A 15,253-nucleotide genomic window follows, 5' to 3' on the forward strand; every position below is an offset into this window, starting at 1 on the left:
TTCCTCCAAACAAAATAATAATGAACTTGTTTTGATTTTCTGTTAATGCTTTTGGTTTTTACAGACGATTCATTGTAACACTCATCTGTCTAAAATCCTAGTTTTTTATCAGTTGGGAAAAAACTAGGATTTATCCGTTCGACTGCAGTCAAGCAAAAGTTTGGTTAACAGTCGATGGACAAGAGCGACTCCCCTAATCGCCTTCCTGCACTGAGCGTTCATAGAGGTCACGGAAGGTCTGATAGGCGCTAGGATAGGCAATCACAGAAGCATTGGCTTGCATGAGATTAAGGGCTTGGCCATCGAGCTGGGTCAGTTTCAAAGGACTTTCATTGACTAGGGCCACCCCTGCCGCTAAATCCCAAGGCTTGAGGGCTAAGGCGGCATATAGGGACAATTCCCCTTTTAAGACATTGAGAATTTCCAAACCCGCACTGCCGTTGTAGCGAATCCCTAAGGACTGACTGACCAGGTCTTTAGCATGGTAGCGGTCATCGAGTAAGATTTGCCGGTTAAGGGCGATCAGACTCTCACTGATAGCTAGGTCGTCATAAGGGACTTGGTAGACTTGACCATTGCGTTGGATCCCTTGGCCCTTGACAGCTGAAAAATAGTCATCATTCATCACATCATAGATGGCGCCAAGTTGGACATCCCCATCCAAGGCAAAGGCCACCATAATAGCAAAGTGGTTATGCTGGCAGACAAAATTTGTGGTCCCGTCAATGGGATCAATGATCCAGACTGGTCCTTCCAAGCTGTCAATCTGGCCTTGTCCCCCCTCTTCACCTAAGATCTTATCTTGAGGAAAGTGGGCCTTAATCTGACTACGGATAAATTTTTCGGTCGATTGATCGAGATTAGTCACTAGGTCTTTAGGATTGGACTTGGTTTGAACGATCAAGGGATTCTTCAAGCCTTCATGAATCTGATCAGCAGCTTGGTAAATCCACTGTCTCACCAATTGGGCACGTTTATTTAAATCCAAAAGATTACCTCCTTTAATATAGATAGTTTCCATTTAATCCTGCCCTACACTCTTTATGCTAGACTTAAAAGGGCGAAAAACTTTAAGCCATTTTTATTGTTTTACTGGATTCTTGCTGGGCTTTCTTCACAGTAGGATAGAGTTCATAACCTGAGGCTTGGGCAAATTCCTTGGCTAATTGTTTTTCTTCCATCTTACTTGGTATAATTTTCTTAAAGCCCTTGTACTTGTCGAGAAACTCCTGGCGGTCAATACCGCCTTCATAAGCCGCCTCCAAGGCAACCCATAAAGCAATCACATCAGCAATCTCTTGACTAGAACATTCAAAGGGAAAGGGATAAGAATAAGCTTTCATGTTTATTTCCTCTCTTAATATTAACTATATTTATTATAGCAAACAAAAACAGCTAATAAAGAAATAGAGTGTGACAGTCACAACAAAGAACAATCATTTTTAATTAAAAACTCTGGAATATTAATTTCAGCCATAAAGTCATTAATAAAGGAGCATCACTATGCGTTTAGATAAATTTATTGCTAATTTTACCCTCTATAGCCGTAAAGAAGTCAAAAAGTTAATCAAGGCCAAACGGATTACAGTGAACGATTCTATTGCCAGCCGACCAGAAATGCAGATTGACGAAGAGACAGATACCATTAGTCTAGACGGGCAATGGATCGGATATGAACCCTACATTTACTACCTGCTCAATAAACCGCAAAATTGTCTATCTACTACCCGTCCCGGTCCCACATCGATTGTGACGGATTTCCTTCCAGCCAACGAAGTTGAAATTTACCAACCTTTTCCCGTGGGGCGCTTAGATAAGGATACCGAGGGCCTACTCCTTCTGACTAATGACGGCGACTTCGCCCATGACCTCCTCTCACCCAAGAAATTAGTCAGCAAGGAATACTATGCTGAGATTGAAGGTATTGTGACTGAAGAGGATGTCAAAGCTTTCGCTAAAGGGTTAACTATCGACCAAGGCGACCACTGTGCCCCTAGTCAGCTAGACATCTTAGCCACTGATCCAGCCAAGAACCGGTCGGAAATCACCGTGACCTTGACAGAGGGCAAGTATCACCAGGTCAAGCGCATGTTTCAAGCGGTCGGGAAAGAGGTTATCTACCTACAACGCTTTCGAATCGGTTCGCTTTACCTGCCTGAAGAACTTGAGCTCGGTACTGCCTTTAAACTCCTCCCTGAGGAAGCCCAATTAGCTTTAAAAAACGAGACCGACTAAAAGTCCAATCCATATCAAATAAAAAACTCCTCATTGCCGCCCTGGCTCTAAATCAACAGAGTCCTAAAGCAAACATTGAGGAGTTTTTATTTGTCATTTTATCCGGCAAATTTCAACCGCTTAGCTAGGCGTGATAGGAGGAAGCAGGTGATCCAATAGAGGAAGGTCATCGCCACAAAAATTGGAATCACATAAGAGGTTTCCTGACCATAGATAATCCGGGCATTATGGGTCAGCTCTGGCAAGGAAATCACCGTTGCTAGGCTGGTGTCCTTAATGAGAGCAATCAGCTGACTGACAATGGACGGTAACATGGACCGGATCGCTTGGGGTAGGATAATTAAAATAATCACCTGACCACGGGTGAAGCCAGTTGAAAGCCCCGCCTCCATTTGCCCCTTAGGCACGGCATTCATCCCACCACGAATGATTTCTGAAATCATGCAAGACTCAAAGATGGTCATCGCTGCCACCGCTGCCCAAAAGATATTCAAGCGTAGGCCGATTTGTGGTAAGGCAAAGTAAGTAAAAAATATAATTAATAGCAAGGGTAAATTACGGATGGTATCAACAACTAAGCCTACTCCCTTGGCTATAAAAGGGAGCTTGAGGTAACGAATGACTCCTAAGAATGTCCCTAAGAGTAAGCTCAAAAGGATGGTTATCCCGGTGACCTTCAAAGTCACCCATAAGCCTTCTAAGAGAAAGGAAATATTTACCCAAGAAAAAGCATCAGAAAAATTCATGATCATCCCTCCTAGTTACTCAAGCGCCGTTCTAGATACTGCATCAAGGCAGTCAGTGGTATGGTTAACACTAAGTAGAACAAAGCCACTAAGATATAAGAATCAAAGGTATTAAAGGTTTCGCTAGCAATCAAGTCTCCAAAATACATCAAGTCTAGCCCAGCAACCATAGCTAAGATACTCGAGTTCTTCACTAGGTTAATGAACTGGTTGCCTAGGGGTGGGATCACGATGCGAACGGCTTGGGGAAAGATAATGTAGACCATGGTCTCAGTCGCGGTGAAACCCTGAGATAGCCCCGCCTCCATTTGTCCATGGGGAACGGCTTCAATTCCCGACCTTACCACATCAGCAATAAAGGCCGAAGTATAGATAGTGAGACCGATTAAACCGGCAGTAAATCCATTTAATTTCACCCAGTATAAGGGCACCACCACGTAGAAAAACATTACAATAATTAACAAGGGAATATTGCGGAAAAATTCCACATAAATGTCTCCTAGCATCCGTAAGCCCTTAGGATGGCTGGTTTGCATAATCCCCACCAGACTCCCGATGACTAAGGAAAAAACTAAGGCTAAAACACTGACCATGATGGTATTCTTAAAACCGAGGAACAATTCACTGGAATAGTTATTCAATAATTGAAACATTTTACTTCCCCTCCTTCACGTCATTAGCAATAGACGCTTCTTGGGCCTGGTCACCAAACCACTTCTTGAAAATAGCTTGATAGCTGCCGTCAGCAACCATGTCTTTTAAGCCCTGATTGATGGCTTGGCGAAAGTCGTCTTGACCTTTATTGACCGCAATCCCATAAGGCTCCCGGGTAAAGGTAGATCCCGCAATATGGTAGTCGGGATTTTCCTTACTGATCCCCAAAAGAATAGCATTATCAGTGGTCATAGCTTGGCCTTGACCAGATTTCAGAGCAGTGAAGGCTTCCGAATAATTTTCCAATTCCAAGACCTTGGCCTCAGGGGCGTGTTCTTTAATTCTTTGTGCTGAAGTAGACCCTTTAACGGCGAGAACCGTATGGTCAGGTCCCAGATCCTCAACCCCCTTAAGCTTGACATCTGGTCCTACTAAGAGGGCTTGCCCGGCATTAAAATAAATATCAGAAAAATCGACCTGTTTTTTTCGTTCGTCAGAAATGGTCATAGTGGCAATAATAGCGTCGATATTGGCATTTTTGAGTAATGGAATCCGGGTTTTAGAGGTCACTTCGACAAATTCTGCTTGAGCATTGGGGCCGACGATCCGCTTGGTCAATTCCTTAGCGATATCAATATCAAAGCCCTCAACTTCTCCTTTTTCAATGTTGTAAAAGCCGAATAAATTGGTATCCACCTTGACTCCCCAACGAATCTTAGGGGCTTGGTCAGTTTGCAAGCGGTCCATAATATTTTTCTCACTCACAGACTTCCCACAGGCACTGAGCAAACACAACAGGCCTGTCAGGGCGAGGAGCAAGAGCTTTTTACCTGGATTTTTCATGGTAGACCCTCCTTTTATAAGCCTTCAAGGGAGGAGATAAAGTCCCGCGCCCGTCGAGATTTTGGTTGACTGAAGAATTCCTCACTCGGACGATCTTCGACAATTTCACCGGCCTCCATAAAGATAGTCCGGGTTGAGACATGACGGGCAAAGCGCATTTCGTGGGTGACTACCACCATGGTCATTTGATCACGTTGGGCAATGCCTTGCATAACTTCTAAGACTTCACCGACCATTTCTGGGTCCAGGGCTGAAGTGGGTTCATCGAAAAGCAAGACCTTAGGCTTCATAGCCAGTCCCCGAGCAATGGCCACTCTTTGCTTTTGACCACCAGAGAGTTGGCTTGGATAAGAATCTCGCTTGTCCCACATATTCACGCGTTTGAGTAGCCGCTCTGCACGCTCATAAGCTTCTTCTTTGGTCTTTCCAATGACCTTAATCGGTGCCAGGGTCACATTCTCCATAACGGTCATATGCGGATACAATTCAAAGTGTTGGAAGACCATGCCAAAGTCACGGCGGATTTGACGGATATTGGTTTTAGGATCAGCAATATCCTCGCCATCACAATAGAGATGACCACTAGAAATCTCTTCCAGGCCATTAATACACCGCAAAAGGGTCGACTTACCAGACCCAGACGGCCCAATCAAGGTGACCACCTCTCCCTCAGCAATGCCAAGGTTAATATCTTTTAAGGCATGAAAATCCCCGTAATACTTTTCCACATCTTTAAATTCAATGATCATTTTTCTCACTCCAATCCTGCGATAACCAAATATGTTATATTTTCTTACATATTTGTTATGGTTGTTTATATTTTACGTATTTACTTCTGAATTGTCAAACTATTTTACATATAAATTTAAGGGTTCTTTATTATTTATTAATAAAATAAGTTATTAGCTAATTATTTCAAGAAAAACCGGTTTTTATGTGTTACTTTTTTTAACAATTTTAAGCAAAAAAGCGCATAAAAAAAAGACCGCATGTTAGCATGCAGTCTTCTCTATCAAGTTTAAGCCATTAGTTTTTAAACAGCTTTGATTCTTTGACTAAGATCCTTAAGACCTGTTGACCGGCCATAATAATCTCATAAAGGGGGCGCACATCTTCCGATACCCGGCCTAAAGTTCTTAAATAAATTTCACCATCACCCGCTAAACACAGGTGGAAATAGCCGGTGTGGACCCGGTTAAGCCGGTTAATTTCATCTAAGGCCTCGCCTCGTTGGTTATAGTCCTTCACATAGGCTAGTTTACTGTAGGTAATTTGATAATCCACCGCCGGGTCTTCCTTACCGTCGATAATGATGGCTACAGGGATAACCTCCCTATCCGGTAGCTGCATTCCCATTCGGAAGAGTTTCTGTCCACCCTCCAGCTTAGATTCTTCAACCGGGACGCCTCCTTTTAAGGCATAATCCTTAAATTTATCAGTAATTTTACTCATAGCGACACTCCATCCTAGTCTTTTTTTCCTTAGTATGGCTAAGAAATCCCTAAAGTGCAAGTCATAGATCATTGATTAGTCACATATTAGCTAATAAAAAAGCCCTTGCCGGTGTAGTGACCCCCAAAAGTTGGACTAAGAATTCAACTTTTGGGGGTTATTTTTATGTCTAAATATTCATTAGAATTTAAACTGAATTTAGTAGGAGACTATATTGCGAAAAAAGGAAGTTATCGAACCTTAGCTAATAAAGCAGGAATAGATCCTTCTATTTTACGAAGGTGGGTTAATAACTATTATGAATTTGGTGTAGATGGTTTAAAGAAAAGGCGGACTCAACAGGTTTATACTGTTGAATTCAAATTAAATGCGATAGAATTGTATGAAAGTACGGAAATGAGTTATCGCGAATTGGCCAATTCATTAAACATGAATAATCCAAGTCTAATCGCTAATTGGCGAAGAGCTTATCATGAAAGAGGACTTGATGGCCTTTCCGCGAGGAAAGGAAGGCCACCTAAAGTGTCTAAAAAGAAATCACAAATCAATCAAATAAAGGATAGCAGCGAAACCAATCAGTTAAGTGAAGCAAAAATAAAGGAACTTGAACAACGGATTACGGATTTAGAAATTGAGAACAAATTTTTAAAAGGATTGAGGAGACGTGTGGCTCAAAGAGTCAAGCGAGAAAAGAAGAAATAGTGACCGAAATCACACGTCTCCATGATGAAAAATATGCTTTAAAAGATATTCTTAGCGTTTTAAAGTTTCCTAAATCGACCTACTTTTATTGGAAAAATAAAGATGAGGAAATTGATAAGGATGCCGATTTAAAAGAGGAAATGAAAGACATCAGAGAAACCCATAAGGATTATGGTTATCGAAGAATGCGAGCTGAACTGCTTTCCCGTGGTTATAAGGTCAGTAAAAACAAAGTTCAACGCCTAATGAAAATTATGGGGATACAGGTCACTAGCTATACTAGAAAGACAAGAAAATATAATTCCTACAAAGGAACGATTGGAGAGATAGCGCCAAATCGTATCAACCGGCGGTTTGATTCGACCATTCCTTATCAAAAAATAACAACAGACACAACAGAATTTAAATACTACTATGCCGATGATTCTGGGAATTATCAAACTGGAAAACTCTATTTAGATCCTTACATGGATCTATTTAATCGAGAAATTATTTCTTTTAAGATAACACATCAGCCTAATGGACAAAGCATGTTGGAGGGGCTACAAGCTGCCATTGAAGCAAGTAAATTATGTCCATACAGAAGAACCTTTCATTCTGATCAGGGCTGGGCCTATCAAATGAAAAGTTACACCCGGCTCTTGAAGGATCACCGAATTTTTCAAAGTATGTCTCGTAAAGGAAATTGCTTAGATAATTCGCCAATGGAGAATTTCTTTAGTCTACTAAAACAAGAAGTCTACTATGGTCGGACTTATCATTCCTTTGAAGAATTAGCACAAGCGATTGAAGATTTTATAATCTATTACAATGGTGAAAGAATCAAAGAAAAATTAGATTTTAGGAGTCCTATAGAATTTCGTCTTCATCACGCTTCTTTCGCCGCTTAATGATTACACATAAACTTTAAACTTATCAAGAGCCGCTACGCTCTTCCTCTTGACAAGTTTAAATTTCTGAGTAAATGTGTCGGCAAGAAATAAGCAAGAACTGTAAGCAACAAAAAAGAGCTGGCCAAAGGCCAACTCACTATATATAAAGTCCAACTTATTGGGGTCACCATACGGAGCAAGAGCCTTTTTTGTATTATTTTATGCTTACATATGGATTGGCATACCAAGAACGCCTTCTGCTGTATCCATTAAGCTTTCCCCGAGGGATGGGTGGCCATGAATAGTTAGGGCGATATCTTCAGCATTCATGCCCGCTTCAATAGCTAAGCCAGCTTCAGCCATCACATCTGATGCGCCAACGCCGACCATTTGGGCACCAACAATCACCTTGTCATCCTTAGTAGCTACTAAGCGAACGAAGCCTTCTTTTTGATTTAATGACAAAGCCCGTCCATTCCCAGCTAATGGAAACTTGGTTGCTTTCACATCAAGACCTTGGTCTTTGGCTTCTTTTTCGGTTAGACCATAGGAAGCAATTTCAGGGTCAGTAAAGGCAACGGAAGGCATTACCTTGTAGTCCACTGCAGCGGCTTTACCAGAAATGGCTTCCGCAGCAATTTTACCTTCGTAGGAAGCTTTGTGGGCTAAAGCAGCACCAGGAACCACGTCACCGATCGCGAAGATATTCTTCACGCTGGTACGACCTTGGTTATCAACTTCAATTAGGCCACGGTCATTCTTCTTAACACCTAAGGCTTCTAAGCCGAGATCTTCAGTGTTAGGACGACGACCAACACAGACTAAGACATAGTCCGCTTCAACTTCGTTAGCCTTACCGTCAATTTCATATTTAACGGTTACAGAGTCCCCGTTATCGACAGCTTCCTTAGCCATGGCGTTAACATGGATATCCATGCCTTTGGCTTTCATGCCTTTTTCGACAACCTTAACCATATCCTTTTCAAAGTTAGGTAAGATTTGAGGAGAACCTTCTAAGATGGTGACTTGGCTGCCGAGGTTAGCATAAGCTGAACCGAGTTCGGCACCGATGACCCCACCACCGATAACAACAAGTTTCTTAGGCACTTCTTTTAAGTTTAAGGCACCTGTGGAGTCAATGACACGGCCACCAAACTTAAAGCCTTTGATTTCAATTGGATGGGAACCTGTTGCAATGATTGCGTGTTTGTAGCTATAAAGTTGGTGTTCATCACCTTCACCCATCACGGTTAATTCACGTTCATTGTTGAAGAAAGCTTCTCCGCGGATAATTTCCACTTTATTTTTCTTCAATAGCATTTCTACCCCACTGGTTAGGGTTTTAACCACGCTATTGTCTTTCCATTCTTGTGTTTTGGTGAAATCTAAGCTAGCTTTTGAATCCACACCAAAGACGTCTAAACCGCCATTGGCTTCATGGTAAGCATGTCCAGCTTGGATTAAAGCCTTGGAAGGAATACAGCCAACGTTTAAGCAGACACCACCAATATATTCACGTTCAATAATGGCTACTTTTTGTCCCATTTGGGCTGCGCGGATCGCCGCAACGTATCCGCCAGGTCCAGCCCCAACAACGACTGTATCCAATTCAATTGCCATTGCACCTACAACCATTTACTAACTACCTCCTTAAGATTCCATTAATAATAATTCAGGATCGCTAAGCAGACGACCAACTTCGTTCAAGGCTTTTTGTCCTGTTGCGCCGTCGACGATACGGTGGTCGAATGTTAATGAAAGTTTCAATACTCGACCAACTGCTAATTCACCATTATCGTCAACTACAGGTTGTTGCACAATTGCACCAAAGCCTAAAATGGCAACCTCTGGGTAGTTAAGAATTGGGGTGAAGTATTCCCCGCCAACTGAACCGATGTTAGAAATTGAAACAGTACCGTCTGACATGTCAGCAGCCTTCAATTTACCTTCATGGGCCTTGGCAGCTTTATCATTAATTTCATCAGCAATATCAAACATGGATTTGCGGTCTGCATTATGAACTACAGGAACGTATAATCCTTGATCAGTATCAGTAGCAATACCAATGTTGTAATATTTCTTCAATAAGAATTCTTGGGCGTCATCATCAACTGAAGCGTTAAGCATTGGGTATTTCTTAACTGCAGCAATTAAAGCTTTCACTGCATATGGTAAGAAGGTTAACTTGGTATCACGTTCAGCAGCAATACCCTTGAATTTCTTACGGTGATCCCATAGCTTGGATACTTCCACATCCTTGAACAAGGTCACTTGAGGAGCAGTGTATTTAGAGGTTTCCATGGATTTAGCGATAGCTTTACGCATTGGAGTCATCTTCACGTGTTCTACATCGCCGTCTTCATGGCTTTCCTTCTTAGGTGCAGCTTTCTTAGCAGGTTCTTCGCTGGCTTTAGCACTTGTTGCTTCAGCAGCTGGAGCACTTGCGCTTGCAGCTTGTCCGTCAAAGTTATCAATGTCTTCTTTGAGAACACGGCCATTCTTACCGGTACCTGCAACTTGAGAGATGTCAACACCTTTTTCACGCGCATATTGACGCACGGAAGGCATTGCTAATACACGTTTGTTTGGATCAGCGGTTTGTGGAACGCCACCGTTGCCATTAGCTGCACCGGTTGCTCCTTCATTGCCTTCGTCAGCTTTTTCAAGTTGAGCTGGAGAAGCTGGAGTTGAAGATGGTGCTGAGCCTTCGCTGTTATGTTCTGGTGAGTCGATTTCAGCAAGAACATCACCCACATTGGCTACTTCACCGGCAGGCACAATGATGTTCTTAATGGTACCAGCAACGGGTGCGTATACTTCTTCAACGGATTTGTCATTTTGAATTTCAACAACCGCAGTATCTTCAGTGACTTCGTCGCCTTCACTGACTAGCCATTCAGCGATCTCACCTTCGGCCATTCCTTCACCAACATCTGGTAGGCGGAATTGGTAATATCCGGTACTTGCATTAGCTGAAGGAGCTGAGGCTTCTTCACTAGCTGGAGCTTCAGAAGCTGTATTATCACTTTCTGGTAAACCTTCCCCTGAGAAGTCAATCAAAGGTTCCCCAACGATAGCTACGTCACCTTCCTCAACGTATAATTTTTCAATTTTACCGCTTACAGGTGAAGCGATTTCTTCAACAGATTTATCATTTTGGATTTCAACAAGAACATCTTCTTCTTGGACGGAGTCTCCGACAGCAACGTGCCAGCTAACAACTTCGCCTTCGCTCATGCCTTCACCGACGTCTGGCATATTAAAAGTATATGTCATCTTTTTTCATCATCCCTTCTTAGCTTAAGTGATTCAATAGGATTACTTATTTCTAGAAATTAACTGTGTTCTTAACTGCTTCTTTGATGTCATCAGCATTTGGCAACCAGTCATTTTCTGCTAAACCAAATGGGTAAACTGTATCAGGAGCTGATACGAATTCAATTGGTGATTCTAGAGAAAGAATGAAACGTTGAGAAATTTCAGCGATCACATTGTTACCTGCACCAGCTTCACGTTGAGCTTCTTGCACCATGACAACACGGCCGGTTTTTTCAACAGATTTACCAATGGTTTCATAGTCAACTGGTGAAATCGTCCGTAAGTCAATGACTTCAACAGAAATATTTTCTTTTTCTAATTCTTCCGCAGCCTTAAGCGCTTCACGTACCATGTAACCATAAGCGATCACAGTAACGTCAGAGCCTTCACGAGCCACATTGGCTACACCTAGAGGAATGGTATATTCTTCTTCAGGAACTTCTTCACGGAATGAACGGTATAACTTCATGTGTTCAAGGAATAAGACTGGGTCATTGTCACGAATTGCTGAAGCAAGTAAACCTTTAGCTTCATAAGGACTTGATGGCACAACCACTTTCATCCCTGGGGTTTGGACAAAGAGACCTTCTACTGAATCCGCGTGCATTTCAGGTGTGTGAACCCCACCACCAAATGGTGAACGAACGGTAATTGGGAAGTTACGGGTTGCTCCATAACGGAAGCGGTAACGTGACATTTGTCCAGCTAAGGAGTCCATCACTTCAAATACGAAAGCGAAGAATTGGATTTCCATGATAGGACGGAAACCTTGGAGACAAAGTCCGATTGCCATACCACCAATACCTGATTCAGATAGAGGCGTATCACTTACACGGTCTTCACCATATTTATCAAATAAACCTTTAGAAGCACGGAACACACCACCGTTTTTACCTACGTCTTCACCGAAAAGTAAAATTTTATCGTCACGAGCCATTTCTTGGTCTAACGTTGCAGTGATGGCTTCTACCATTGTTTTTCCAGTTCTCTTGGCCATCCTTATTCACTCTCCTTCGCTTCATATTTTTCAATTTGTTCTTTAATGTTTTGTCCTGGTTCTTCAAACATGTTCTTCAAGAAGTCGGAAACTTTTTGCTTAGGTGCAGCTTCAGCTTTCTTGATGGCTGCTTGAACTTCTTCTTTAACGCTTTCGACATAGTCGCTTTCACTTTGTTCGTCCCAGAGACCTTTTTCTTCTAGGTATGCACGGAAACGAATAAGTGGTTCACGACTGGTCCAGCTTTGGATATCTTCATCGGTACGATAAATCTTAGGATCGTCACCGGAAGTGGAGTGAGCGCCGAGACGGTTGGTAATGGTTTCAATTAAGACTGGTCCGTTACCTGCTGCAGCCCATTCACGTGCTTGTTTAGCTACCGCATAAACTGCTAAGGCATCGTTACCATCCACTTGAACACCTGGCATACCAGCTGCAACGGCTTTTTGTGCTAAGGATTTGGCTGCTGATTGTTTATGACGTGGGGTGGAAATCGCAAAACCATTGTTTTGAATGAAGAAAACAATTGGTGCTTTATAGCGACCAGCATAGTTCCAAGCTTCATATGAGTCCCCTTGACTTGAACCACCGTCACCAGTATAGGTGTAAGTAACATTCTTAGAACCATTTAATTTTTGACCAACAGCATTACCCATACCTTGGATAAGTTGGGCCCCAATAATAATTTGTGGAGGCATTGCATGGAAGTCTTCTGGATAATCATTTCCTTCAACGTGTCCACGAGACCAATGGAAAGCCTTATCTACTGGTAATCCCTTAGCCACTAATTGTGGAATATCACGGTAACCTGGGAATAGCCAGTCATCTTGTTCAAAGGCATAAGAGCTAGCCATTTGTGAAGCTTCTTGTCCATAAGTTGGCGCATAGAAGCCTAAACGTCCTTGGCGAGCAAGTGCCATTGAGCGTTCGTGTAAGGTTCTTGAAAAGACCATCCGTTTCATTATTTCTACAAGTTGGTCGTCAGTTAAATCTGGCATAATGTCAGGGTTAACGACTTTTCCTTCCTCGTCTAGTATACGAACCATTTGGAACTGTTCGTCAATACCAGCAAGTTGTGCTTGATAATCTACTGGTTGTTTTGCCATCTGTACACATTCCTTTCTGTAAAGAAAATATTTTGCCATGCCTTGGCATTGGCTTATTCACCCTTCACTTCACTAATTTATCATGGAAAGGAAGCGAATTCAAACAATTGAGGTCCAAATCCTAACTTTCTATATTAGAACAGTTGCTTTATTTGTGTAAACGTTAACATGTGCGTAGTGATTGATTTCCTAAAAGTCTGGCTAAAGTACTTATATAAAGCCATTTTTAAAAATAATACAGGCGTTTGCAACTGTTATAATACTGTTATAGTCCAATTGAGAAAGCGCTTACCTTGTGAAATTTTTATTAATTGAGGGATACATTTATTGTTCTGATTCGATGATTTATGGCCTTAAAAAACGGCGAGATCCTTTTGACTTATTTGCTGTAATTTGAGAAAATGAATTAAAATATAAGATAGTTAATGGAGGATAAGCTGTATGTACTTAATGGATGACATAACCCGTGATGGTAATCCAGTTTTACACCGTGAAGCAGATACCATCACTTTTCCCTTAAATGAAGCGCAAAAACAAGCCGCTCACGATATGATGGAATACCTGTATAATAGTCAAGATGAAGAAAAGGGCCCTGAACTTGGTCTCCGCGCTGGTGTCGGTCTCGCTGCCCCTCAAGTAGGTATCGGCGAGAAGATGATCGCCCTTTTGGTTCCTAATATCGAAGATCCTGATTCCGATGAAGAGATTATTTTAGAAGGGGTTATGGTCAATCCAAAGATCATTAGTCATTCCGTAGAAAAAGTTTGCCTCAGAGAAGGCGAAGGCTGCCTCTCAGTCGATGACGATGTGTCCGGTTATGTGCCCCGCTACGCTCGCATCACCATTACTTACGATGATCTGGAAGGCAATCACTTTAAGAAACGTTTCAAAGGCTATCCTGCCATCGTCTTGCAACATGAAATCGACCACCTTGACGGTCACCTCTACTACGAGCGAATTAATAAAAGCGATCCATATTCCTTGGGCGAACACACCTATCTTTTAGGTGATGAGTTTTAATCCTTGACCAAGAAAAAAAGGACCTAGCTGATCCAGCCATTAAATTGGCTTGGAGCTAAGTCCTTTTTCTTATGCATTCAATTCTTGGGCAATTTGGGCAAAGATTCCAGCAGCAATCATCATTTTATCGGCTTGAGGCAAGGATCTTGCCCCCTTTTGACTAATGATGGTAACGGCATTATCTTCGCTAGAGAAACCGATGGCTTGTTGACTCACGTCATTAGCCACAATCATATCGATGCCCTTGGCGGCTAATTTCTTCTTCGCATAGTCAAGCACATGGTTAGTTTCCGCTGCAAAGCCAACCAAAAAGGTGCCTTCCTGGGAAAGGCTCTTGAGAATATCAGGATTTTCTACCAGGCTAATTTGTAAGTGGTCCTGGTCATTTTCTTTATTCTTCTTGATCTTCTCGGTGCTAGGCGTCTCGACCCGGTAGTCAGAAACAGCCGCTGCCATGATAATGATATCACTGGCCTCGTTCAATTCATGCATGACTTGGTAGAGTTGGCGGGCGTCTTTCACTTGACGGGTCTTAATAGCAGGTAAATGGGGTAAGCCTTGGGCCGTTGGAGTCATCACTAAGGTCACTTCAGCCCCTAAGAGGGCCGCTACATGGGCCAAAGCTAGGCCCATTTTTCCTGAGGAATGGTTACCGATAAAGCGGACAGGGTCGATGGCTTCCTGGGTGCCTCCAGCGGATACCGCGATCTTCTTTTCTTTAAAGGAGCTATTCTTAAGCACATTCTTTGCTTGATCGGCAAAGGCCTTCTCCAAAGCGACCAAAGCCTTCACTGCTTGCAAGACCTCAATGGGTTCAGGCATCCGCCCTTTGCCTTCATAACCTTCCGCCAAAAAGCCAGAGGCCGGTTCGATAACAATATCTCCCCTCTCTCTCAGGCTGGCGACATTATTAACCGTCGCAGGATTTTCCCACATCTTATTATTCATGGCTGGAACAAAAATCCGTGGGCAATCCATGGCTAATAAGGTAGCAGTTGCCTCATTATCCCCTAAACCCAAGCTCGCCTTAGCTAGGGTGTTAGCGGTAGCTGGTAGGACAACCACCAGGTCAGCCCAGTCAGCTAAATGAATGTGACCGATACTGTCTGGATAGGCCCCCTGTTCAGTTAAGGCGGGGTACTTGGTTAAGACCTCGAAGGTAAAGGGGCGGACAAATTGTTCAGCTGCCTCAGTCATCACTACCCTAACTTCAGCGCCGGACTTGATCAATAGACGCACAAAGTCTGGCGCCTTGTAAGCAGCAATTCCACCGGTCACGATCACAACGATTTGTTTATTTTCTAACAC

Annotated in this window: 15 protein-coding genes; 3 read left to right on the forward strand and 12 right to left on the reverse strand. The window is 42.7% G+C overall.

What is annotated here, in order from left to right:
- Positions 1-193: 193 nt before the first annotated feature.
- Together HMPREF9243_RS07485 and HMPREF9243_RS07490 are read right to left on the reverse strand one after the other, a co-directional pair.
- Positions 194-988: an inositol monophosphatase family protein gene (locus HMPREF9243_RS07485; protein ID WP_013668848.1), complete on the reverse strand. Its 795-nt coding sequence runs from the start codon at positions 986-988 to the stop codon at positions 194-196.
- 82 nt (positions 989-1,070) lie between these two features.
- The gene (locus HMPREF9243_RS07490; protein ID WP_013669788.1) at positions 1,071-1,343 is read right to left on the reverse strand and encodes a UPF0223 family protein; all 273 of its coding nucleotides are present in this window, start codon (positions 1,341-1,343) and stop codon (positions 1,071-1,073) included.
- A 160-nt stretch (positions 1,344-1,503) separates the two neighbouring features.
- Here HMPREF9243_RS07490 and HMPREF9243_RS07495 point away from each other — a divergent pair, with 160 nt between their 5' ends.
- On the forward strand, positions 1,504-2,235 hold the full coding sequence (locus tag HMPREF9243_RS07495) for a pseudouridine synthase (RefSeq protein ID WP_013669072.1): 732 nt from the start codon (positions 1,504-1,506) through the stop codon (positions 2,233-2,235).
- A gap of 98 nt (positions 2,236-2,333) precedes the next feature.
- On the opposite strand, the gene HMPREF9243_RS07500 is transcribed toward HMPREF9243_RS07495, so the two are convergent.
- The 5 genes from HMPREF9243_RS07500 to HMPREF9243_RS07520 all read right to left on the reverse strand — a co-directional run bounded on the left by HMPREF9243_RS07500 (position 2,334) and on the right by HMPREF9243_RS07520 (position 5,930).
- Entirely contained in the window at positions 2,334-2,981 is a 648-nt protein-coding gene (locus HMPREF9243_RS07500; RefSeq protein ID WP_013670079.1) for an amino acid ABC transporter permease, read from the reverse strand.
- Between the two features lie 11 nt (positions 2,982-2,992).
- Positions 2,993-3,634 (reverse strand): amino acid ABC transporter permease, encoded by a 642-nt coding sequence (locus tag HMPREF9243_RS07505; RefSeq protein WP_013669281.1) that lies wholly within the window; start codon positions 3,632-3,634, stop codon positions 2,993-2,995.
- 1 nt (position 3,635) lies between these two features.
- Positions 3,636-4,478, reverse strand: a complete 843-nt coding sequence (locus HMPREF9243_RS07510) for a glutamate ABC transporter substrate-binding protein (protein WP_013668596.1) — start codon at positions 4,476-4,478, stop codon at positions 3,636-3,638.
- Between the two features lie 14 nt (positions 4,479-4,492).
- Entirely contained in the window at positions 4,493-5,227 is a 735-nt protein-coding gene (locus HMPREF9243_RS07515; protein WP_013669549.1) for an amino acid ABC transporter ATP-binding protein, read from the reverse strand.
- 277 nt (positions 5,228-5,504) lie between these two features.
- Entirely contained in the window at positions 5,505-5,930 is a 426-nt protein-coding gene (locus HMPREF9243_RS07520) for a hypothetical protein (protein WP_013668468.1), read from the reverse strand.
- 165 nt (positions 5,931-6,095) lie between these two features.
- On the opposite strand from HMPREF9243_RS07520, the gene HMPREF9243_RS10365 reads away from it, so the two are divergent.
- Positions 6,096-7,522, forward strand: a protein-coding gene (locus tag HMPREF9243_RS10365; protein WP_101560582.1) for an IS3 family transposase whose coding sequence is annotated in 2 segments (ribosomal slippage) — positions 6,096-6,606 and positions 6,606-7,522 — 1,428 coding nt in all. Because the reading frame shifts where the segments join, the coding sequence is not laid out codon by codon here.
- Between the two features lie 207 nt (positions 7,523-7,729).
- On the opposite strand, the gene lpdA is transcribed toward HMPREF9243_RS10365, so the two are convergent.
- Genes lpdA through pdhA form a run of 4 tightly spaced genes read right to left on the reverse strand, consistent with a single transcriptional unit; the run spans position 7,730 to position 12,925 of the window.
- Positions 7,730-9,139 carry a dihydrolipoyl dehydrogenase gene (gene lpdA, locus HMPREF9243_RS07535; protein ID WP_013669106.1) on the reverse strand — a complete coding sequence of 470 codons (1,410 nt, stop codon included), beginning with the start codon at positions 9,137-9,139 and terminating at the stop codon, positions 7,730-7,732.
- Between the two features lie 15 nt (positions 9,140-9,154).
- Positions 9,155-10,780, reverse strand: coding sequence for a dihydrolipoyllysine-residue acetyltransferase (locus tag HMPREF9243_RS07540; protein ID WP_013669722.1), 1,626 nt, complete (start codon positions 10,778-10,780; stop codon positions 9,155-9,157).
- Between the two features lie 52 nt (positions 10,781-10,832).
- Positions 10,833-11,819 carry an alpha-ketoacid dehydrogenase subunit beta gene (locus HMPREF9243_RS07545; RefSeq protein ID WP_013668539.1) on the reverse strand — a complete coding sequence of 329 codons (987 nt, stop codon included), beginning with the start codon at positions 11,817-11,819 and terminating at the stop codon, positions 10,833-10,835.
- Positions 11,820-11,821: 2 nt separating this feature from the next.
- A complete protein-coding gene (gene pdhA, locus HMPREF9243_RS07550; RefSeq protein WP_013669884.1) occupies positions 11,822-12,925 on the reverse strand; it encodes a pyruvate dehydrogenase (acetyl-transferring) E1 component subunit alpha in 1,104 nt (367 codons plus the stop codon).
- A gap of 441 nt (positions 12,926-13,366) precedes the next feature.
- Between pdhA and def the strand changes: the two genes are divergently transcribed.
- The gene (gene def, locus HMPREF9243_RS07555; RefSeq protein WP_013668970.1) at positions 13,367-13,945 is read left to right on the forward strand and encodes a peptide deformylase; all 579 of its coding nucleotides are present in this window, start codon (positions 13,367-13,369) and stop codon (positions 13,943-13,945) included.
- Positions 13,946-14,014: 69 nt separating this feature from the next.
- Here def and coaBC read toward each other — a convergent pair whose 3' ends face one another.
- Positions 14,015-15,253: a bifunctional phosphopantothenoylcysteine decarboxylase/phosphopantothenate--cysteine ligase CoaBC gene (gene coaBC, locus HMPREF9243_RS07560; protein ID WP_013669165.1), complete on the reverse strand. Its 1,239-nt coding sequence runs from the start codon at positions 15,251-15,253 to the stop codon at positions 14,015-14,017.

The organism is Aerococcus sp. Group 1 (assembly GCF_000193205.1).
Lineage (GTDB): Bacteria > Bacillota > Bacilli > Lactobacillales > Aerococcaceae > Aerococcus > Aerococcus urinae_A.

Bases quoted from the DNA above. Each gene is read 5' to 3' on its own strand.
- def (WP_013668970.1), top strand. From the start codon at position 13,367: ATGTACTTAATGGATGACATAACCCGTGATGGTAATCCAGTTTTACAC.
- HMPREF9243_RS07495 (WP_013669072.1), top strand. From the start codon at position 1,504: ATGCGTTTAGATAAATTTATTGCTAATTTTACCCTCTATAGCCGTAAA.
- pdhA (WP_013669884.1), bottom strand. From the start codon at position 12,925: ATGGCAAAACAACCAGTAGATTATCAAGCACAACTTGCTGGTATTGAC.
- HMPREF9243_RS07500 (WP_013670079.1), bottom strand. From the start codon at position 2,981: ATGAATTTTTCTGATGCTTTTTCTTGGGTAAATATTTCCTTTCTCTTA.
- HMPREF9243_RS07490 (WP_013669788.1), bottom strand. From the start codon at position 1,343: ATGAAAGCTTATTCTTATCCCTTTCCCTTTGAATGTTCTAGTCAAGAG.
- HMPREF9243_RS07510 (WP_013668596.1), bottom strand. From the start codon at position 4,478: ATGAAAAATCCAGGTAAAAAGCTCTTGCTCCTCGCCCTGACAGGCCTG.
- HMPREF9243_RS07545 (WP_013668539.1), bottom strand. From the start codon at position 11,819: ATGGCCAAGAGAACTGGAAAAACAATGGTAGAAGCCATCACTGCAACG.
- HMPREF9243_RS07540 (WP_013669722.1), bottom strand. From the start codon at position 10,780: ATGACATATACTTTTAATATGCCAGACGTCGGTGAAGGCATGAGCGAA.
- HMPREF9243_RS07505 (WP_013669281.1), bottom strand. From the start codon at position 3,634: ATGTTTCAATTATTGAATAACTATTCCAGTGAATTGTTCCTCGGTTTT.
- HMPREF9243_RS07520 (WP_013668468.1), bottom strand. From the start codon at position 5,930: ATGAGTAAAATTACTGATAAATTTAAGGATTATGCCTTAAAAGGAGGC.
- lpdA (WP_013669106.1), bottom strand. From the start codon at position 9,139: ATGGTTGTAGGTGCAATGGCAATTGAATTGGATACAGTCGTTGTTGGG.
- HMPREF9243_RS07515 (WP_013669549.1), bottom strand. From the start codon at position 5,227: ATGATCATTGAATTTAAAGATGTGGAAAAGTATTACGGGGATTTTCAT.